The sequence below is a fragment of the Portibacter marinus genome, assembly GCF_021533195.1.
Lineage (GTDB): Bacteria > Bacteroidota > Bacteroidia > Chitinophagales > Saprospiraceae > Portibacter > Portibacter marinus.
This window is the reverse complement of sequence record NZ_JAJNKB010000005.1, coordinates 212,760-233,310: the sequence shown is the minus strand read 5'-3', so window position 1 is coordinate 233,310 and position 20,551 is coordinate 212,760. Positions and strand designations below refer to the sequence as shown.

The following is a 20,551-nucleotide window of genomic DNA, read 5'->3' as shown; positions in this document are numbered from 1 at the left end:
ATAAATTATGGTCTCGAAACTATACGCATTGGCATTTTTGCTTTTCCTAACACACAATCTTTTTGGACAATCCGAGTCTTTAAAGGTTTTTATCGACTGTGATTGTGACAGGAGCTATTTGAGGCAAGAACTTTCTTACCTCAATCACGTAAGGGATCAAGATTTGTCCGATGTTCAGATTTTTGTGAATGCGATCAGAAATGGTGGTGGTGGCGCCAATTATGATATTACTTTTAGAGGGCGAAACGAATACGAAGGTGCGCCTCGCGAATTGTCATTTTCCACAACAAATACGATGTCTAATGATGAGATCAGAGAACTTCTAAAGAAGAAAATTGAACAAGGGATTTTATACTATCTATTAGATACTGATCTGGCCAACAGGATTGAATTTATCATTCCTAGCGATACTGTTACAATCATTAACAAAACAGTTGAAGAGGATCCATGGAATAACTGGATATTCGAAATAGGAGCTCAGGGAAACGGAGATAAAGAAAGTAATCGAAGTTCTTTTAGATATGAGGTAGATTTTGAAGTTGACCGTGTTACTGAAGAATGGAGGCTGAGAGGTGATGCTGGTTTTGATCGTGCCGAAATCAAATATCAAAATGACGGCGATGAATTCCTAAGTGTCAGAGAAAGCTATTACCTACGAGGGAGTGTGGTGAAAAGTATCAATAATCATTGGTCTAGTGGAATCTTTACAGGTCTTAATCACAACACCTACAGTAACATTGGGCTGGCCACTTATATTCAACCAGCGCTTGAGTATAACATTTTTCCTTATGAAGAAGTGATCAGAAGAGAAATCACCTTTGCCTATAAAATTGGGTATCTGAATAATCAATATATTGAAAGAACCATTTTTGACAAAGTCACTGAGGATGTATTCAGGCATTCTTTAAGTGTAAATATTAGATTTCGTCAGCCCTGGGGAGATATCTTTGCAAGTTTATTGGCCAGAACATTCATTACTGATATCACCAAAAACAGAGTGGCTCTGGACAGCTATTTAAACATTCGAATATTCAAGGGTCTGTCTTTAAGATTGTCCGCAGACTTTTCATTAATCAGAGACCAGATCAATCTCCCAAGTGGAAATGCGTCTCTGGAAGATATTTTACTCCAGCAAAAGCAAATTGCTACCGACTTCCAGATCAGGGGGTTCGTTGGCCTTAGTTACACTTTTGGCTCAGCTTTCAACAATATATTAAATACCAGATTGTAATTATGGCTGAAATTTGGTTAATTCAGTAGAGCTGGTCACTTTGCCCCTTTTATTGTAATCCTCCTGCTTGACCAATCCCACTCCTTTAGCAATCCATTGTTTGGCTGATCCTTTTTTCTCCAGTCCCATTTTGATACTGGAGGTGTATTCGATTACGATACAGTCAAATGTGCCGGCAGGAACGGTCACTTGCTCCTTTCCTATAACTTTTCTGTCTGTCATCGATACATCCACATTCATATCAATTCCTCCCATACTCACTGTGATGTACATTTCGGCATCTTCTAACTCATCTCCCTCTTCCAGATCATTGGGTAAGGACAGCTCACTTCCACTGATACTTGTTTCCATATTCTCATATTGAGACATCAAAGAGGGACTGTAAAGAGCCTGAATATCAATTAAGATTCCATCATCATCACATTTCATTTCATATTCGCTCTGAGCTATTTCCTCACCTTCGCTATCAAGTACCTGTGATTGCATGGTTACAGAACCACCGCTAACTTCTAACACCTTATAGTTTACAACAGCTGCTACCTTTCCTTTTTTATCGTAAGTCGTTAACTCAGTCTCTGTGCCTTGCTGAAAGGGATAGTAATCACTGCATTCTGACTGTGCACTGAGTGTAAGACAGACCATTGAAAGAAATAAAATAAAGTAAAATTTCATGATTTAATTTTATAGTGGTGAAGATGAATTGCCCATACTAAAATCTTTGATATCCTTTTCTATCGATAAAGCTTTACTATGATCTCCCAATTTTTCGTACGCTATTTTCATTCCCATCATTGCGTTTCGACGATTAGGCGCTCGCTCTAGGCTCTTTTCGAATTGGTCCAGAGCTTCTTCATAACGCTCATGATCGATCAGCCAATAGCCGTATCTTTCAAAACTAGGTAAAGGAATATCAATGGGCCCGAAAGAATAATCTGTATCTGCTTCAAGTGCCACCGCTTTTTGAAGGAAAGACTCGACATCTTTCTCAGATGACTCCAATTTGGCTTTTAGTGCATAAATTTGATGGAGAACTGCTTCAGACTCTTTGATAGCTTCCTCATTCGGAGCATATCTGGAAGGGCCAGCACTACACATCGAAGCTTTGTCTTGTGAAACATACAATTTGCCTTTTTCGATTTCAGATTTAAGATGGTCAATGATGGCCTCCAAATCTGTATTGTTTCCTTTATGATAAGCCATCTGAGCATCGAATAGAGCTTCACTGTACTGTGCACTTAAGCCTAAGTCGGATTTATCCACATCCAACACCTCAAGTTGCTCTGGCCATTGACCCGTTTCGAAAAGCTGGGCTGCCTGCATAGAGGCAATATAAGATCTGATGCTTTTTGACTGCGTATTTTCAAAGTATTGGGCAATGTCAGCTAATAATCGAGTGGCCTCCTCTACTCTGCCCTGCTGCAGATAAGCATAGTGTAACCAGGCATATGAATGATATCCTCTGGCTTCATCGGTCAGTCCTAAACGCTCCATTCTTCTGACACTTGCAGCATATGACTCCTCATTAGAGGCTACAACATCAGGCCACATTCCCTGAGCCAGAAAAATGTGTGATGGCATATGTAAAGCATGTGAAGCATCTGGTGCAACTTTAGAATAATCCCTCGCCTGATCCATCGCCTTATGGGCATTAATCGGATTATCGTATGCATGTATGGTGTAGTGGAGAGCACCAGGGTGCAATGGATTTTCCTCCAGAATTCCTTGAGCTACAGCTGCTGCTCTTTTTCCTTTTTCAATGTCCTTCTCTTCTGAATCGTCATCCCACATGGTACTCAAAGCAAAGAAAGCTCTCGCCTCCTGATTTCCAGGGTATTTTTTACTAAGCATTTCCATATGATCATTGAATGCAGCATTTCTGTATTTCAAACTTCCATCACCATAGAGAATTTCTACACCTTCCCAAAAATCCTTCTCCAATGGATCCTCAATACTAGCCATACGCTCTTCCCTACTCAGACCCAATTGTTCTATTACAGCATAGCCAGCCCTCTTGTCCTGTAATCCCCACAAAGCTTTATAATGGGACATGGCCTCACCCCAATAGGCCATAACTTCTGTAGAATCTTTTTCTTTCGCAGCTTGAAAAGCCGTCAACGCATCATCATATTCAAAGCTATGGATCAACAGTAACCCTTTTTCAAAATCCTCTTGAGCTGCTGCACTGATATCAAAATCATGCTCCAGGACGCCAAGAGAGGAATCCGAGTTTTCCAGTGCTTTCTGATTTTGCTGGTTGCAAGCGCTGAATGTGAATGCAATGATGGTCAGGAGTAGAAGATGTTTCATAACAAAAATTTCTCCTAAATTACAAAAATTTAAACAGTTGCTAGGATTGATTTAAAGCTTCCTTGTATACTTTAAGACATCGTTCTCTGGCCGCTTTGTGCTCAACGATCTCCTTCGGGTAATCATCAGTATCATGTTCAGGCACCCACTGATTCACGTATTCCAGGTTCTTATCAAACTTCTTGATTTGAGTATAAGGATTAAAAATCCTAAAATACGGCGCAGCATCGGTGCCACTTCCCGCTGCCCACTGCCAACCTCCATTATTACTCGCGAGATCATAGTCCAATAGCTTTTTAGCAAAATAGGCCTCGCCCCATCTCCAATCAATCAGTAGATGTTTTGTCAAAAAACTGGCCGTAATCATTCTGACCCTGTTATGCATATATCCAGTTTCATTTAACTCTCTCATTCCCGCATCCACGATCTTATAACCTGTTCTCCCTTCGCACCATGCAGCAAATTCCTCCTCATTATTTCTCCATTCAATGCGATCATATTTTTTTCGAAAAGCTTCCTCTTCTACGTGCGGGAATTCATTCAGAATCTGCGAATAAAAGTCCCTCCAGATTAATTCACTCAGGTAAACTTCATTGAGGTCCCAGGCCTTTCGCGCCTTATCCCGAATACTTATCGTACCAAACCGATAGTGTATTCCAAGACGTGAAGTACCATCGATTGCAGGGAAGTTTCTTTTCTTGTCATATTCCTTGATGGTGGACTGATTTACAGTTTTGGGTGGTATGTCAATGTTGCTTTTTTGAAAACCCATTTCTTCGAGAGTGATCATTTTGAAATCAATGTTCTTTTTAAAACCGTCATAGTATTTTTCACAAGGATAAGACTTTAGAAAAAAATCATCTTTTCCATTGTCAATTTTAGAAAGCCAGGTTTTCTTGTAGGGAGAAAAAACAATGTAAGGATCACCGTCATCCTTCCTGACTTCAGTGCTTTCAAATAGTACATGATCTTTATAATCGTTGAAAATACCACCTTTAGACTCAATAAGCTCTTTTACCTGCTTGTCCCTATCTTTAGCATAGGTTTCATAATCTCTATTGGTATAAATAGAATGGACATCAAATTCTTCTAACAGGTCTTTCCAAATTTCAAGCGGGTAACCGTATTTTACAATAATATCTGAGTTTAGCTCCCTTAATTCCGCTTTAATTTGGGAAATGGTATTGTAGATAAATTCTACTCTTGCATCCCTCTTGTCTTCCAGTTTGTCCAGAATTTCCTTGTCAAAAATGAATACAGGGATGACCTCTTTTTCCATTTTTAAAATACGGTATAATCCTGCATTGTCTTGAAGTCTGAGATCCCTTCGAAACCAGAAAAAATTCACTTTGGCCATCTATTAATTTTAGTATTATTATTCAATGGAAGCATTACTTGTTCGTAATATATGAGTAAAATGAAAAATGTATTGGATAGTTGAGTAACTAAGTCTATTTTTGCGGCTTGAATATAAATTTAAGGATGAAAAGGATAATTTATCAATGTTTGTTTTTTGCATTATTGGGTTTGTTCAGCTGTAATTCTGACTCAAATACCAAGGGGAGTGATTTTGATGAGCTGTATGCCATGGCTCAGGATCTGGAAAATAGGAATAAGCCACAAGTTGCAAATGTGATCTACGGTAATCTGCTCAAAAATTATCCCGATCACGCTAAGGCTGATGAATTAAAATCTAAAATGGGTACACAAAGCCCAGCTCAAATCATTGAAAATTTAAAGCAAACAAGGCTGGAGAACCCTGATCAATACGGAATTAATAGAACCGAAGCTTTTAAATTTGTCGATGCTTGTGAAGCATATGCGGCATCAGCCCCTGATGATCCAAAGACGCCCGAATATCTATTTGATGCTGCTGAGATTGCCAAGTTGCTAAAGACTTATGATAAAGCTTTGAGTATTTATGATAAGCTTATTACCGACTATCCTGACTATCAAAAAACTCCATCTGCTCTCTTTATCAAAGCATTTACACTAGAAAATGAATTGGGAAGAATGGAAGAAGCAAAAGAAGCTTACGAGTTGTTTTTGGAAAGATATCCCAACAATGATTTTGCAGATGATGCCCAATTTTCTTTGGAAAACCTAGGCAAAAGTCCAGAAGAAGTATTGAAAGCCATCGAGGAAAAAAACAAGTTGAATCAATAAAAATTGATCTCCTTTCTGGCTATTGGATTTAGTGCGGTACCGGGCACTTTAGCTTCTACCTCTAGTCGATACTGTGATTTTGCTCCTTTGATAAGTTTGGCTAAAGCTACAGGGCCCTTAAGCAAAAGATTCCTACCCATGTCATCCATTTCAGATGTTTTAGGAGCAAATAAGAGCTTAAAGTCTAATCTTAACTGACCATTGGCCTTGATTTCTAATTCATCATTGACCTCCAGTGAGCCGAGATGATACTCGTTTATCAATTTACTTTTTCCTCTTCCCCGGGTATATTTTTCGATGAGTTCAATTTTCACTTTGGTGACCTTTTTATCAGTCATGCTCTGAAACAAAATAGCCCCTTTCACAACGCCATCTCTGAGCTTTATCCTCTCAGGTGTTTCGATTTCCATCTTGACACCTTCTATACCTAACCAGTTCTTTACTTTACCTAACATATACTATTAAACTCCGCGAAAGTATAATCTGTTCCATTGGGAAGATAAAAATCGATTAAACCATTCTTTTCATCCAGCTATCTCCGAGTGGAACCAACCAATGATCTATAAACTCACCTTTATTTTTCACCAGAGGATTAAAAAAAAGCGTCTGGTCGTTAATATTGCCGTTATCGTACAAAGACTTTAATTCCAGTCGCCTTGCGGTATGTACTTCATCATTCTTAATATAAGAGAAAATCATGCGATCGAAAAAATCGACCTTGTAGTGTTCCCCCAAATTCTTGATAAACCTAACTGAACTATCAATGCTACAACCGCTTGCACCTGCTTGTGTTTCATCTACAAATAAGCAAAGAAAACGATTGTGAAATATGTTTCCGTAGGCCTTTAATGCCTGGTTATGACTGACCCATTGACTTACGAAATTAAAGATGTACTTCTTCATTTCAGGAATCTTTTCATCCGGAATGATATCAGAGCAATGGTAAACCCAAACTTTCGATGATTCGTCAAGTGCTATCAGATCGGTCATATCTCTACCAATTATTGTTTTGTACGATTAGTTCAGCAAGATCGTAAACCATGATTTCTTCCTCTTTGTCTTTGGCAGTCACTCCATCTTGAAGCATGGTCAGGCAAAATGGGCAGTTGGCCGCAACAATACTTGCACCCGATTCAATAATTTCCTCCGTCCTTTCCATATTGATCCGCTTTTCTCCCGGTTCATCTTCCTTGAACATCTGAGCACCTCCAGCACCACAACATAGCCCTTTTGTTTTGCATCTTTTCAGCTCTACCAGGTCCGTATCCAATGCCTCAATGACTTCGCGAGGCGCCGTATATTCGCCATTGACTCTTCCCATGTAGCACGAATCATGATAAGTGATTTTTTTTCCTTTGAAGCTACCTCCTTCCACTTTCAATTTTCCAGCCTCTATCAATTCCTGAAGAAGTTGGGAATGGTGAATCACCTTGTAATTTCCTCCTAAGGCTGGATATTCATTCTTCAAGGTGTTAAAGCAATGAGGACAGGCCGTCACGATTCTCTCAACACCATACATATTTAGCGTTTCAATGTTTTGAAGGGCAGACATCTGAAAGACAAATTCATTTCCCGCTCTTCTAGCCGGATCTCCTGTACATGATTCTTCGTTGCCAAGGATAGCAAAGTCAACCCCTACATTATTCAGTATAGTGGCCAATGATTTTGTCACTTTTTGAGCCCTTGCATCAAAGCTGCCAGCGCATCCCACCCAGAACAGAATTTCTGGTTTCTTTCCCTCGGCGGCCAAATCGGCCATAATCGGTACGTTCATTTACTTTTTTTCTTGTTTTTGATCCTTTTCAACTACGAAAATACTTTTTCGCTTTTAGTAATCTGTCCGCTTGATCTGGCAAATGGAAGTTGCCAGTCCCAACTCCGAACCTCCAGCCGTGAATCCCTCACCCCTCTCTCGTCCATGCATCCCTATCATCCGGCACCTGCCACACCGCTCCCCCATTTTCAATAGCCGTAAACATCGGCGTCCACTCCGCAGGTCCAGCAGATTCCGTCAATATCTCATATCTCCTCATCTTTAGAATCGGCTCAAGCGGGTCTATTAAAATAGGACACGCTTCCACACATGCGTTACAAGTAGTACAAGCATGTAATTCCTCCCTGGTAATGTAGTCAAATAATGACTTACCATCATCATAATTCTCCGGCGCCAACTTGACCCCTTCTCCCCTCTTTTCCTCAGCAATATATTTGATATCTCCGGTTTCCAAATTGTTTCTCACTTCAGTTACCCTATCCCGGATATCCATCAATATCTTTCTAGGTGACAATTTTTTTCCCGTAATGTTTGCCGGACATTCCGCCGTGCATCTTCCGCATTCCGTACACGAATAAGCGCCCAGAATATTCTTCCATGAAAAATCAAAAATATCGTTAGCCCCAAATTCCGGAATCTCTTCAGAAATTTCTCCCTCGGGAGCTAATCCCATCATCGATTTAACCTCATTCATAATCTCCGGCATGTTTTCCATTTCTCCTCTCGGCTTTAGCTTTGCGTAGTAGGTATTGGGGAATGCAAACATAATGTGCAGATGCTTAGACTTAGGCAAATAGTTCAAAAAAGCGTATACTGTTAATATATGTAACCACCAACCTGCGCGCTCAAGGGTGACCAAAAGTCCCTTAGGCAGTCCGTCAAATATAAAAGAAGAGAAAGTACTGCTGATCGCAAGATAACCGGTATCGGGATAGTGTTCCGGGTCAATTTTCTGTAGTGCAACATCCGCTCCATTCATTGTAAAAATCCCAATCAAAAGTACCAACTCGCCTATCAAGATCAAATTGGCGTCGAGCTTCGGCCACCAGGTCATTTCAGATTTTACAAATCTTGGTATCTTTAGTAAGTTTCTTCTTGCTAGAAAAACAATGGTTGCAACAAAGGCCAGGACAGATAGGATCTCAATAAAATTAATAATAAACGTATAAAGTCCGCCGAGGATAGGAGCAAAGAAGCGGTGCACCCCAAAGATCCCATCAATCAAAATTTCGATCAGTTCAACCTGGGTAAATAGAAAGGCGACATAGATAAACAAATGCATAACCGCCGGAATCAGCCTCTTAAACATCTTCTTTTGTCCAAAAGCCACCAATAAAACATTTTTCCAGCGCTGACCAGTCGGCCCTTCAGTAGCATCTGGCTTTCCAAGAAAAACATTGGCACGCAACTTTGAAAATTGCTTGTAAGCAAAGTAAAAAGCTACCAGGGTGATCATTACAAATATAACCTGCTCTAGTCCCATAGTGTAAATCTAAAATTTGACTCAAAGTCAAAAATGCACATTAAATCTTTCATTAAGAAAATTTTCATATTAAAGTTAAAAGAATTTTTCTACATTCACCCACGCTGAATATTCGACAGACTAAGAATAGCAAAGTCACATGAAAGTACTAAATCACGATCAGATAAAGCAGAAAATAACCAGATTGGCCATTGAAATTCTGGAGCATAACTTCGATGAAAAAGAGATCGTTTTGTTGGGAATGAACAATACCGGCTATTCATTTGCCACACTTTTGGAATCAGAACTAAAGAAAATTTATGATCAAAAACTGACCATCAAACGCATTTCGATCAACCCTAAATCACCTTTGAAGAATGATGCGACCATCGAGGATGGCGAGGATTATCTAAAAGGTAAAACTGTGATTATCGTCGATGATGTTGCCAATACTGGAAGAACGATATTTTACGCATTCAAGCCTATCTTAAATGTATTGCCTAAAAAAGTAGAAGTAGCCGTTCTAGTTAACAGAAAGCATAAAAACTTCCCTGTTAAAGTTGACTACATGGGGCTGGAATTGGCTACGACGGTAAAGGAAAGCATCAAAGTGGACATCTCTGAAGAGGGCAATTTCGAGGTTAATCTGGTGTAAAAAATGCGGGTCCACCATATAAAGCAGACCCGCATATAGGCCCTATAATTTAATAAATTCTTTGATCACGACACCTTCTTCAGCAATGAAGTGAGCAATGTAAGTTCCTGGAGCCAATTGAGCCATGTTGATTCTAGGAGAAGGTTGGGTAACAAATTCCAATCTTCTGCCTTCAGCATTGTAAATCGAAATACTTTTTAACTTCAATTCGGTATCGATCATCAAATAGTCCTGCACTGGATTTGGAAAAATGCGCAGTGATTGACCATCAAGGTAAGTATCCTTAACATCACTCACCATCACTACATCTCCTTCAAAACTTGGTAAAATCTGATATCCTTCGAAATATGGCTCAGAATTATCAAACTGACCGCCGATTCCCGTAATCATTACCGTTGTACCAGGCAGTGGTTGGTCTGAAAGTTCTGTGTCTGAGTCAATTCTCATATCGAAAATCGCACCAGAAGCAGTTTCTATCTGAACATTGAAACTACTGCCATCTCCTGCCCACTGACTTGGGTCTATAATTTTAGCAGACTCTATTTTAATATACTTGGATTCTGTTTCTTCACCCAATACTTCGACTACCAGCGGATCCTGAAGCTCAATACCACTACTTATGACATTGATTGAATCCGGATTAATCTGTGTTAATCCATTAAACTGACTGATGGTGCCCTTTATGCTGATCAAGTCACCTTCTGCATAACTGTATTCAAATGGGTTATCGGAAGAAAATAATCCGATTCCATCTCCTGTGTCATCTATGATGGTAAATTGCAATCCCGAAGGTCTGAAGTTAGTTCCATGAGTCACTCCAATGATTTCTACCTGCTCACCTTCGGATATGGCATTGCCCATGTCATCTTCTTCAATGACATCAGCGATATCTACCAAAGGATAAGCCTCTACAAACGGGACATAAGGTTCAATATCAGCAGCATATCTCGGTAACAACTGGTACCCATCCAGGTAAGGTTCAGAGTTATCAAACTGACCTCCTATTCCAGTAACATTGAAAACACCTGTTGGATAAGCACCGTCATACAAATCTTCAACGTCAGCATCTATCCGCAATTGGAAAGTATCACTGCCATTACTAACAGAGACATTGAACCCAGAACCCGATCCGGTCCATTCAGAAGGATCTAGCAATACCACATCTTTGAGTGTGACCAAACTTGATTCAGTAGCCTCTCCGAGCGTTGTCACCGTATCAGCTGCTATTAAATTATTATTAGTACTTAACAATTCTACACTATCCGCATAAATCTGAGTCAAACCATTAAATTGTCCAATTTCTCCCATCAACCTGACTTCATCACCCTCATTGACCTCGTAGCCTAAATCATCAGATGCACTAAAGACCGCAATGCCCTCATTTTCATCATCAATCACTGTAAACTGCAGACCGCCCGGTCGAAGATTGACCCCATATACAATTCCGTCGAGAATGACATTCTGTCCGTCATTTACAGCAGTTCCGTTCTCGTCGACTTCACTGGCATCTGCAATAGAAATCAGGCAGGCATTCAAGGCACCGGGATTTGCAAAAATAAACATGCCCTCTTCGTACTCTCTTTCTGTAATGGTACTGCTGGCCTGCCAATTGCTTCCTATGTTGTTATCAGCTGTAATATCACATAGGGATATAGAACTACCTTGCCCATCTCCTTCTTCCGGCCATTCATCACCGTCCATATAGATGACCTGATCTATAATTGAACCATTCTGGGATTTTAAAGTCACAGAATCAGAGTTATTGCCTAATCCACCATTTTGAAAAGCTACAGTCATCACATCAGATTGAGCAAAAAACGCCGTCTCAAATTTGCTGACGATCAAAAAATCACCAGCAGGTAGCGTCATATCAGGTAGAGTGAAATTGATCACATTAGTGGTCAGCGTCACGTCTCCTAGGAAGACATCATCTCCATTATTATATATTTCTATGAACTCAAGACTATCGACATCATCACTAGATGGATCATTGTACATGATCTCTGTAATGACCAATTGAGGAATATCATTAATAACCGTTACCGTTCCATTCATGCCCAGCGAAGCATGTGGATCACACTGATAGTTATAGACACCCTCCTGGGTAAATGTGAATTCGTACTCCCATGGAGCCGAAGAAGCGGCACCATTTCCAAAGCCCTCAGGATTTTGTGGAAAGGTTGCAATGCTGCCATTTACATTGTGAAAGCCTTGCTCATTTCGCCATAAAACTTTCTCACCTATATTGATCGTGACGTCCGAAGGTGTGAAAACATTGCTTGTGGCAATTACAGTTGCAGCTGGGGGAACCGTACACACCGCACTATTTGCAGTTCCCGGAGTTCCTTTCACTTCAGCTGAATTAATGGTCACACCTGAACCCGTAGTTGCTGCCATCCAATTCGCACCATCAGCGTTGTCTTCCTGATCAATGCAAAGCTCTATGGAAGCACCTCCACCTGCAGCACCATCCGAAAATAAAGGCCATGGCGAAGTTGTACCGTATTCCAGGGAATCTACAATATTTCCATCTGCATCCGCCAGACGAATAAGCTCACCACTGTTATTCAATGCCCCTGCAGCCCATTGAAGCGAAGCGACACCCATAACCGACCTTAATGCTACGGAATCTATTGACAATACCAAATAGGCATCGGCCTCCAATTCCATCATACTGAAAGTATGATTTATACCGCTTACAAAAGCATAACCATCGAGATTGACGGCTGCCTCAGACTGATTGTATATTTCAATATATTCTAAGGAGTCTCCGCCACTTTCCGGGGGGTTATACATAATTTCTGTGATGACAATTTGGGATTGTGCCAATGTAATCGCAGTAAAAACAAAGGCAATCATGGTAATCATTCTATTCATAGTACAATAATTTTATAGAAGTGCTAAAGATAAAAATTCATTGAAAGGAGTGAATCAATCATTACAGCTTTAAATAAAAAAGTCCGTCAAACACAAAGACTTGACGGACTTTTCTTCAGTACTTAATACTAGAAGATATATTTTAAGCTCAAATTCCAAGTTCTACCATTACCATTTAAAAATCCAAATGGATCCGTTTGATTGATATAGAAACTATCCAGAACATTATATACGTTGGCTCTTAATTCTAAACCGCTTTCGCCAATGTTAAATCTGTATCCCACACCAGCGTCTATCAAGCTGTATGGATCAAGAGTTCCAATTTCTTCTCTAAGGAAAGTTTCAGAACTGTTAAAGTTATTTCTCTGAAACAATCTATCATAATAGTTATAATCAGCGAAGAATGAAATTCCATTCCATCTATAAGAAGCACCTATACCAAATGATGTCTGAGGTGCATTGGGAACATGTACGTCTGACAAATCTGAACCGTCTTCTTCTCCAATCAAGGCACCTGTATCGTCATTAAACACAGTGACTCTATCAATGGCTGTGTATTTCCAGTCTCCGAAGGAAGCATATCCTTTTAATAGAAATCCATTTAGGAAATCATATCTCATATCGATTTCAATTCCTCTGTGAACTTGTGAAATACCTCTCTCGATGTTCCTTTGAGCAAAATCATCTGATTCATCATCAGGCGTTCCTGCATCATTATTGAAAGTACTAACATTCGTTCTATTACCCCAGTTCGTATTATAGAGATTAATGTTAGCTGCAAAGCTTTCCAGGAACAACTTGTAACCTAACTCTAGTCCTATCACATTTTCATTTTCGATTTCAGGTTCAATGAAGTCATTAGAGTATCTGATATTTTCAAAAATGTTATCCAGGAAAGGTTGTCTTGAATAAAACCCTGCATTGAAGAAAATAATGTTAGACAGATCGAAAGAGTAAGAAGCTCCCGCTTTAACATTATATCCCAACTTGTTTACGCTGTCTGATTTCCCAATGTCAGACCATCTTCCCTCTCTTTGATAGAACTGGTTTGAAACAGAACCCTGAATGAACGTTGAAGCATTTCCAGGTGTATATTCCAACTGACCAAATGCCCCTTGGTAATTGATATTCTCTGAATAGTCATAAGCGATTCTTTGACCTTCAGGTGCAAAGTTTGTCAATGCAGCCCAAGGATTAACGGAATAGCTTTCATTAACCACATAGTCACTAGGTCTGGTTGCATGTCTAAACGATTCATTCCAACCTGACAGACCAAAGTAGTTAACGATTTGTCTGAAGTGATCTCCTCTGTAAAATCTGACATCAGCTCCAACACTTACATCAACATCTGGTGACAAATTTTTCTTAAATGTAGTTACATTACCATACCACTGGTGGTTATTTACAGAAGCTCTTCTTGCGTAGTTATCTCCAAAGCTACCGATACCGGACTGAGATGCTTCAATTGCAGCAAAATCAACCTGTCCTTCCTCCGTTCTGATTCTTCCTCTTCCGTAATCTCCAGTTCCCCCACCTCTACCGAAAGAAGCATACAAAACTGAGGATAAAGTGGTCCTTTCATCAATATCAAAATCCCAAATCAGGTTCATCACCGGCTTGTGATAGTAATTGTATCTTTCAGATAGGATATTACCGTCACTATCCAGTCCCCAATGTTGATTAAACTTAGGATCTTCCTCTAGAGTTTCAAGGCTTTGAGACCATCTCTGACCATGATTCTGAGGTGCTCCAGTTACGAGAAAGTTAAAAGTGTTTCTCTCATTTGGCTTAAATCCAACTGAAAGAAAATAAGATTGACCTTGACCAAAAGTACCTTCAGCCCACTTTCTATCCGCTTGCCAATGGTCTACTAAAGCGGAAACTGCCCATTTGCCTACAAGACCTGAATTATATGCCAAAGTTCCTTTCAAATAGCCATCGTTACCAACCATAAATCTTGCAAATCCTCCTTGTTGATTCTCAACAGTTTTTGTTACTATGTTAACGGTTCCACCAACAGAAGAAATGGCCAGCTTAGAAGAACCAAGACCTCTTTGTACCTGAACAGCTGTAGCTACATCAGACATACCTGACCAGTTTGACCAGTACATTCTTCCATCCTCCATACCATTAATAGGTTGGCCATTTAAAAGAAATGCAGTGTTGATCTGATCAAAACCTCTCATCCACATTTGAGAATCTCCAAAACCGGTTTGGCTTGAAACATATACCGAAGGCGTATTTTTCATCACTTCAGGAAACTCCACGTTTCCAACAGCCTTCGCCTGAATTTCACGAACTCCAATGGTTGAAACTGCCACAGGCGTTTTACGATCTCTGACGATGTCCATCGTTCCAGTAATGACTACTTCATCAAGACCTAGACCATCTGGCGCTAATTCGATGTTACCCAAACTAACATTACCGTCACCCATTACGGAAACTTCTTGTGGGTTGTATCCCAAAAAAGACACCAATAAAACAGGCTCACCTGGTTCGGTAATGACGATTGAAAATTTTCCATCAATGTCAGTGATGGTTCCATTAGTAGTCCCCTTTTCAATTACAGTTGCTCCAATAAGCGGATCACCAGAAGATGGATCGACCACCACTCCTGTTACCGTCTGGGCACTGACGAAAAGCGTCATACATGCTAAAATAGTAAGTGTAAATAATTTTTTCATTTTAATTACTTTGGTTAAATTTTCTGCAAAAGTACTTTTATTTTCCCGACATATCGAGAAAACTTATATTAATAAATTGTAAATCTTTAAGGATGAGATATGTTCGTTTTTGAAAATCCTATACACCACCTATCAGGCTGATAGATAGTACACTAAAAATGTAAAATTACTATAATCTTATGCAAATATCTCTGCAATCATGCATCTGGCACTACCACCTCCATACTTTTCAATGGTGTATAATGGAGAATGCAAAATTTGTGCGTAGTGCTCGATTTTGGTAATTTGATCCTGATTCAATGATTTGTAGGCTTGTTCAGACATGACCATATACCGATAACCATCTTTATTTTTGACCTCTAACATATTACCAGCGAAGTGATTCATTTGCTCGATGCTGATTTCAATAATTTCTTTACCACTTTGTTCCAATGAGTCAATCACCTCAGCCCTTTCCTTTTCATCCGTGATGCTGTCCTTACAAAGAATGCATAATTCTTCCCCTAAAGCCATCATGACATTAGTATGGTATATCGGTATTCCATCAGCATCTTCGGCGTGGAAAAAGATTTTATTATAATTCATTAGGATGGAAAACTTTTCCAAGATCTCTACATCTGTCCTATCACTCAAACACGCATATATAATTCTGTTGTCTCGATCCAGAATCATACTGCCTGTTCCTTCTAGAAATTTAGATTCTCCCTCGTAGTGCTCAAAAAAATACTGCCTTTCAAAACCAAACCGTTCTTTCAGATCATCGACAATGTCTTCTCTTCTCTCCATTCTTCTGCTTTCCGCAAATATGGGATAAGTAATGATGACATTGTTTTGATGCGTTGTTATCCAATTATTGGGAAAAACAGAATCCTTTACCATTCGATCAGGCAAGTCTTCGTAAACAATCACCTCGATGCCTTTATCTCTTAAATTTTCAACCATCCCATCAAATTCCACCTTGGCCATTTCACTTATCTGCTCCTTGGTCTCATTACCAGAATTGTCCTGAAAAGCATTGTTTTCTGCTGTTTCATGATTGTAGCCAAAATTGGATGGTCTCACCATGAATATTGTATCCGTTGTCGTCGCCATTGATCTGAAATTTTTGCAAAAGTAAGCTTTTCTTTTAATTACCCATGGCTTGTTTTTTCAGCCGATGCGCTGTTTTTCCTCCTAGGTAACTGTCAATGGCATAGTGTGCGAAATATATGGCGGGTGTCAATGCAATCGCCATGATAAATTTGTATATATAGTTAACAGTACCAATCGCTAAAACTCTTACCAGATCCCAATCGCTACCGATATAAAAGGCGATCAACAAAACCACAAAGCTGTCAATAAATTGAGATACAAGCGTAGAACCGGTCGCCCTCAGCCAAACTTTTTTTTCTCCTGTCCACTTCTTAATGCGATGAAAGACGAGCACATCAACAATTTGACCCACTAAAAAAGCTACAAGAGATCCTACGATGATCCACAGGCCCTGGCCAAAAACTTTACTAAAAGCCAAATCCATATCAGCAATATCTCCACCACTTAAATTTTGCCACCAATCATCGGGACTAATCCATATCGCAAGAAAAACCATGACAAAAGCGTAGCTGATCAAACCTACCGTGAGATAAGAGAGAAAGCGAACCCCTTTGGAGCCGTAATATTCATTAATGACATCGGTCATCACAAAAACCACAGGCCAGAGCAATACACCTGCCGTCAAACTAAAACCCAGACCTTCCACACCAAAAAACGTAAAATTCATGGGATCAAACCCCAGTGTCCTTTCCAATGAGAAGATCTTAATACCGATAAATTCTGCAACCAGGGCATTGGCCACAAAAAAACCACCAAGGATTAAGAATAATTTGTTGACTTTATTACTAAGAAAATGTGACATAGTGAAGCAATATAAAAAGAAAAGGGACAATCAATACTGACCATCCCTTCGTATATTTTAGGCCGTTACTTATCCTGCAATGATCACTTTGCGGGTTGCAATTTCATGGTCAGTGACTACATTTAAAAAATAAGTGCCAGCAGAATAGTTGCGTACGTCAATTTGTTCTGTAGCTTAAAAAAATATTTAAATGTCATTCAAACAATATTAGGTTTATATATTCTATTTTCTCTAATTATGTCTGAATATTATAGTTTAAATCTATTTCTAAGACATAAACCTGTCGAATCTTAATCACATGGTAGAGCTACCAACTGGTGTAATGACACAAGTACTTCCACTTTGGTAAAAATTTTCATCAAACCAACCTAATCCGCCAGTTTGCCAGTTATAAATATGTGTGTATGAACCTCCAGTACCAGGATTTGCATAATCACACCAAATCTTTACCCAAAATCCACCAGCGGGATAAGTTGGATGTGGTTCATATGCAGCCTCCAGATCGATTGCATTATCTGGATTAAATGAGACTTGCTGTGGCTCACCAAATGTATTGCCTGGTAAACCTAATAATCTTATTTGCGTATTTCCATTTTGCTTATATCTAACAAGAACTAAAGCGTAGTCATACTCTGGATTACTATTAAGTGAAGTTGTTACTCTGGTTATGGCTACGTTACAAGTACAAGATCTATTTAAAACTTCGTATTCATCAGCAACTTCAATGGAATCTCTAAGTATTGGATCTTTAAGGATGTCCTTGGCTGATATTTTGTAATTTGAATCTTGCTCAACAATTTTCTTTTCATTGGTGTGTTCTATTTTTGAACAGGAAGTTAACAAAAATATAAAAAGCAAAGTAATGTGAAAGGCATAGTTCCAAAAATTAAAATTTTTCATAATTATGATATTTTTTTTCAACTTAATCATATTCTATAAAATCCACATAATTCAATATAAATATTCCATCAAAAATGTCGTAAAAAATTACTAATACTTATTTAATTTTGAATTATAAACTTCCTACAAATATATCCACTACTAAAAGATGCTTTTATGAAATATAGTCCTGAATCAAATTCATGCACGTCAATCATATAGTTTTGATAATAATTATTTTTTATAGAAATCTTTTTTAACAATTCACCATTAGAATTGAATAGACAGAATTTTGCATTGTCTACAAAATTTAAATCATTGACACTAAAATTTAGAATACCGTTTAACACTGGATTATTGATCAAATCTAGTGAGAATTCAGAATTATGATATTCATCGGTATTAACAACATGGCCTTTAGTGTGCAATCGCGTAATCATAGTTGATGATCTATCCCAACCATTAAATAATTGTCCATTTGTCTGTAGAGGAGTAATAAGACTGTTGTTATAATCAACATGTTTAGAAACTGAGAATCTTGGCGCTATTCCAGTTCCTGCATCTTCACCACTATATGCAACAGTAGCGTAATATAAACGATCCTTTTCAAGCAAAACTGGGTTTTCTAGCTCAACTGTTACCAATTTATCAAAGACTTCAGTCCCATCTATCTGGTAAATACCTATCTCTAGTGGTTGACCCAAATCTTCAAAAGTTGAAATTATGTCAAGATCAAGAATATTGTTTCCATCTTGATCTGCATTATAAACTGCTACAACGACAATATCTGAATTCTCATCTCTTGTATACAATTCCTCTCCATTTGCCAATCCAAAAGTGATATGAGTAGCCATTTCATCGGCGCCAGCAATCACCAGTGAACCACTTTGTTGAAAAAAATCTGATGTGGCAAAATCATCATTTGTTAGTCCTCTAGAGCCTACAGGAATCCCATCGTCAGTAGCGAAGGTATTCTCAGTAATTTCAAATTTGCGTTCGATGGTTGCTACATCATGATCACTTGAATAAACCATGGTATACTCGCCCAATTCCTTGGGAAGATAATGTTCGAAGTGATAAGTAATTACTTCATTGACAGGAAGATCATTGGTTGCTATTAAAGTAGTAGTCTCACCTAAGGGAGAGATTATTTCTACCCGACCTTCAACATTTGACATGGCTTGTCCCGTTCTATTGATCAATTGAACACTGATATTCTCCAAAGGTACAATTTGTGCCCGTGGAGTCGAATAGGAATATGGACCGAAAGAATTTTGGATCGTAGGTAGGCGAAAACAGACTTCTACCGTTCCGCTATTTACAGCCGGGACGATTATTTCGCTGGTAAGGAATGAAAGGATAATTGCAGGTATATTTACTTCATCAGCCATATCACCTCCCAACATATCGACAGGCTCATTCACTGCATTTTGTCCTTGTCCATGGTCAACAATCACTACTGCTATGGCACCTGCTTCTTGAGCATGCCAGATTTTAAGGCTGAAATCACAGGTACCTCGTCTGATCAACGCAATTTTACCCGTAAGGTCTGCACTTATCGGTTCACACGAGAGATTTTCTGCGGGACCTCCCCATACCAGCTCTCCACAAAAATTCTCAGTGATATCGGGTCCGAAATTAGAGGTTCCTCCATAATCATATTCTCCTGCCGCTTCCGGCGGTGATTCAACGACAAAATCAAAATCTCCGCCAATCGTCTGTCCTGATAGGGATACTGTTACCAGTAATAATAATGCTATTAAATGAAATGATTTCGTGTTCATAATTCTTTTCAAATTCAAATTCAAAGGGCTCAAGATAGAACAAAGTCAGCTTCTCACAAAGTATTCTAAAAATCTTACCTATTTTTGTCGACATGGAGTGGAAAGTTCTCAAGTCGAGATATATATCAAGAGATAAGCCCTGGTTTACAGCGAGAGTAGACACGGTCAAGTTACCCAATGGGGAGGTGCTGGAGAATTATTACGTACTGGAATATCCCGACTGGGTGACTGTTATTGCCATTACAGAAGAAGATCAATTTGTATTCATTGAGCAATATCGTCATGCTTATGGAGTGACGGCCTTCGAGCTCTCAGCGGGAGTGATCGATGAGGACGACGAAAGTCCCTTAGTGGCGGGTCAAAGAGAATTGTTGGAAGAAACAGGTTTTGGCGGGGGCCAATGGTCACATCTAACTAATCTATGCGCTAATCCGGGAACGCACACCAATACGGTCCATACCTACGTGGCTAAGGGTGTGCAGAAAATAGAGGAGCAAAGTTTGGACCGAACCGAAGATATTAATGTCAGATTATTCAGCAGAGAAGAAGTACTTCAAATGATCAAGAAAGATGAGTTGGTGCAAGCCCTGCACGTCGCAGCCTTGCTCAAGTATTTCCACTTCTCCGCTTAGCTCTGATGATCAGACTTTTCTTCGAGCTTCAAACTGCCCTAGGACTGGCAAATTCCATTTGCCAGCTTCGCCACTACTCTAATCATTGCATTACTCTAGTGCCTTGGAACTTGCAACTTCCATTTGCCTGCACTCAATCAACAAACTTTACTTTCCTACCTAGCTTGCCACTAAAGTGACAAGTCCTAAAGCAGTGTAAAGTTCCA

Annotated in this window: 18 protein-coding genes; 4 read left to right on the top strand and 14 right to left on the bottom strand. The window is 39.3% G+C overall.

The genetic code is table 11. The features are described from left to right. Positions 1–7: 7 nt before the first annotated feature. Positions 8–1,231 carry a DUF481 domain-containing protein gene (locus L2567_RS13650; protein ID WP_235298349.1) on the top strand — a complete coding sequence of 408 codons (1,224 nt, stop codon included), beginning with the start codon at positions 8–10 and terminating at the stop codon, positions 1,229–1,231. Here the strand turns inward: L2567_RS13650 and L2567_RS13645 are convergent, their stop codons facing one another. The 3 genes from L2567_RS13645 to L2567_RS13635 are packed head-to-tail and all read right to left on the bottom strand — an operon-like array spanning position 1,232 to position 4,895. Further along, complete coding sequence (locus tag L2567_RS13645; protein ID WP_235298348.1) at positions 1,232–1,903, bottom strand: DUF3108 domain-containing protein; 672 nt, start codon at positions 1,901–1,903, stop codon at positions 1,232–1,234. Between the two features lie 9 nt (positions 1,904–1,912). Next, positions 1,913–3,538, bottom strand: a complete 1,626-nt coding sequence (locus L2567_RS13640; RefSeq protein ID WP_235298347.1) for a tetratricopeptide repeat protein — start codon at positions 3,536–3,538, stop codon at positions 1,913–1,915. Positions 3,539–3,578: 40 nt separating this feature from the next. Next, a complete protein-coding gene (locus L2567_RS13635) occupies positions 3,579–4,895 on the bottom strand; it encodes a cryptochrome/photolyase family protein (RefSeq protein WP_235298346.1) in 1,317 nt (438 codons plus the stop codon). A gap of 125 nt (positions 4,896–5,020) precedes the next feature. On the opposite strand from L2567_RS13635, the gene L2567_RS13630 reads away from it, so the two are divergent. After that, entirely contained in the window at positions 5,021–5,704 is a 684-nt protein-coding gene (locus tag L2567_RS13630; protein ID WP_235298345.1) for a tetratricopeptide repeat protein, read from the top strand. Here L2567_RS13630 and L2567_RS13625 read toward each other — a convergent pair. The 4 genes from L2567_RS13625 to L2567_RS13610 form a co-directional block, all read right to left on the bottom strand. Next, on the bottom strand, positions 5,698–6,159 hold the full coding sequence (locus L2567_RS13625; RefSeq protein ID WP_235298344.1) for a hypothetical protein: 462 nt from the start codon (positions 6,157–6,159) through the stop codon (positions 5,698–5,700). The two genes, L2567_RS13630 and L2567_RS13625, sit on opposite strands and share 7 nt — an antisense overlap. Positions 6,160–6,214: 55 nt before the next feature. Then, positions 6,215–6,694 (bottom strand): hypothetical protein, encoded by a 480-nt coding sequence (locus tag L2567_RS13620; RefSeq protein WP_235298343.1) that lies wholly within the window; start codon positions 6,692–6,694, stop codon positions 6,215–6,217. Between the two features lie 4 nt (positions 6,695–6,698). Next, positions 6,699–7,478: a (Fe-S)-binding protein gene (locus L2567_RS13615; protein WP_235298342.1), complete on the bottom strand. Its 780-nt coding sequence runs from the start codon at positions 7,476–7,478 to the stop codon at positions 6,699–6,701. Between the two features lie 127 nt (positions 7,479–7,605). Beyond that, positions 7,606–8,961, bottom strand: coding sequence for a (Fe-S)-binding protein (locus tag L2567_RS13610; RefSeq protein WP_235298341.1), 1,356 nt, complete (start codon positions 8,959–8,961; stop codon positions 7,606–7,608). A gap of 139 nt (positions 8,962–9,100) precedes the next feature. Here L2567_RS13610 and L2567_RS13605 point away from each other — a divergent pair, with 139 nt between their 5' ends. Beyond that, positions 9,101–9,595: a phosphoribosyltransferase family protein gene (locus L2567_RS13605; protein WP_235298340.1), complete on the top strand. Its 495-nt coding sequence runs from the start codon at positions 9,101–9,103 to the stop codon at positions 9,593–9,595. A 42-nt stretch (positions 9,596–9,637) separates the two neighbouring features. On the opposite strand, the gene L2567_RS13600 is transcribed toward L2567_RS13605, so the two are convergent. From L2567_RS13600 to L2567_RS13575, 7 genes are all read right to left on the bottom strand, one after another. Beyond that, complete coding sequence (locus tag L2567_RS13600; protein WP_235298339.1) at positions 9,638–12,472, bottom strand: lamin tail domain-containing protein; 2,835 nt, start codon at positions 12,470–12,472, stop codon at positions 9,638–9,640. 128 nt (positions 12,473–12,600) lie between these two features. Continuing rightward, on the bottom strand, positions 12,601–15,156 hold the full coding sequence (locus tag L2567_RS13595) for a TonB-dependent receptor (RefSeq protein ID WP_235298338.1): 2,556 nt from the start codon (positions 15,154–15,156) through the stop codon (positions 12,601–12,603). Positions 15,157–15,333: 177 nt separating this feature from the next. Then, positions 15,334–16,248 carry a citrulline utilization hydrolase CtlX gene (ctlX, locus tag L2567_RS13590; RefSeq protein ID WP_235298337.1) on the bottom strand — a complete coding sequence of 305 codons (915 nt, stop codon included), beginning with the start codon at positions 16,246–16,248 and terminating at the stop codon, positions 15,334–15,336. A 34-nt stretch (positions 16,249–16,282) separates the two neighbouring features. Continuing rightward, entirely contained in the window at positions 16,283–17,050 is a 768-nt protein-coding gene (locus L2567_RS13585; protein ID WP_235298336.1) for a queuosine precursor transporter, read from the bottom strand. A gap of 69 nt (positions 17,051–17,119) precedes the next feature. After that, positions 17,120–17,212: a hypothetical protein gene (locus L2567_RS21330; RefSeq protein WP_406626694.1), complete on the bottom strand. Its 93-nt coding sequence runs from the start codon at positions 17,210–17,212 to the stop codon at positions 17,120–17,122. 132 nt (positions 17,213–17,344) lie between these two features. Next, positions 17,345–17,950, bottom strand: a complete 606-nt coding sequence (locus L2567_RS13580) for a hypothetical protein (RefSeq protein WP_235298335.1) — start codon at positions 17,948–17,950, stop codon at positions 17,345–17,347. Between the two features lie 101 nt (positions 17,951–18,051). Further along, positions 18,052–19,713, bottom strand: coding sequence for a PA domain-containing protein (locus L2567_RS13575; RefSeq protein ID WP_235298334.1), 1,662 nt, complete (start codon positions 19,711–19,713; stop codon positions 18,052–18,054). Positions 19,714–19,805: 92 nt separating this feature from the next. Between L2567_RS13575 and L2567_RS13570 the strand changes: the two genes are divergently transcribed. After that, positions 19,806–20,345, top strand: coding sequence for an NUDIX hydrolase (locus tag L2567_RS13570; RefSeq protein ID WP_235298333.1), 540 nt, complete (start codon positions 19,806–19,808; stop codon positions 20,343–20,345). Positions 20,346–20,551: the final 206 nt, after the last annotated feature.

Excerpts from the sequence above, each read along its gene's own strand:
- L2567_RS13650 (WP_235298349.1), top strand. The coding sequence starts at position 8 with ATGGTCTCGAAACTATACGCATTGGCATTTTTGCTTTTCCTAACACAC.
- L2567_RS13645 (WP_235298348.1), bottom strand. The coding sequence starts at position 1,903 with ATGAAATTTTACTTTATTTTATTTCTTTCAATGGTCTGTCTTACACTC.
- L2567_RS13640 (WP_235298347.1), bottom strand. The coding sequence starts at position 3,538 with ATGAAACATCTTCTACTCCTGACCATCATTGCATTCACATTCAGCGCT.
- L2567_RS13635 (WP_235298346.1), bottom strand. The coding sequence starts at position 4,895 with ATGGCCAAAGTGAATTTTTTCTGGTTTCGAAGGGATCTCAGACTTCAA.
- L2567_RS13630 (WP_235298345.1), top strand. The coding sequence starts at position 5,021 with ATGAAAAGGATAATTTATCAATGTTTGTTTTTTGCATTATTGGGTTTG.
- L2567_RS13625 (WP_235298344.1), bottom strand. The coding sequence starts at position 6,159 with ATGTTAGGTAAAGTAAAGAACTGGTTAGGTATAGAAGGTGTCAAGATG.
- L2567_RS13620 (WP_235298343.1), bottom strand. The coding sequence starts at position 6,694 with ATGACCGATCTGATAGCACTTGACGAATCATCGAAAGTTTGGGTTTAC.
- L2567_RS13615 (WP_235298342.1), bottom strand. The coding sequence starts at position 7,478 with ATGAACGTACCGATTATGGCCGATTTGGCCGCCGAGGGAAAGAAACCA.
- L2567_RS13610 (WP_235298341.1), bottom strand. The coding sequence starts at position 8,961 with ATGGGACTAGAGCAGGTTATATTTGTAATGATCACCCTGGTAGCTTTT.
- L2567_RS13605 (WP_235298340.1), top strand. The coding sequence starts at position 9,101 with ATGAAAGTACTAAATCACGATCAGATAAAGCAGAAAATAACCAGATTG.
- L2567_RS13600 (WP_235298339.1), bottom strand. The coding sequence starts at position 12,472 with ATGAATAGAATGATTACCATGATTGCCTTTGTTTTTACTGCGATTACA.
- L2567_RS13595 (WP_235298338.1), bottom strand. The coding sequence starts at position 15,156 with ATGAAAAAATTATTTACACTTACTATTTTAGCATGTATGACGCTTTTC.
- ctlX (WP_235298337.1), bottom strand. The coding sequence starts at position 16,248 with ATGGCGACGACAACGGATACAATATTCATGGTGAGACCATCCAATTTT.
- L2567_RS13585 (WP_235298336.1), bottom strand. The coding sequence starts at position 17,050 with ATGTCACATTTTCTTAGTAATAAAGTCAACAAATTATTCTTAATCCTT.
- L2567_RS13580 (WP_235298335.1), bottom strand. The coding sequence starts at position 17,950 with ATGAAAAATTTTAATTTTTGGAACTATGCCTTTCACATTACTTTGCTT.
- L2567_RS13575 (WP_235298334.1), bottom strand. The coding sequence starts at position 19,713 with ATGAACACGAAATCATTTCATTTAATAGCATTATTATTACTGGTAACA.
- L2567_RS13570 (WP_235298333.1), top strand. The coding sequence starts at position 19,806 with ATGGAGTGGAAAGTTCTCAAGTCGAGATATATATCAAGAGATAAGCCC.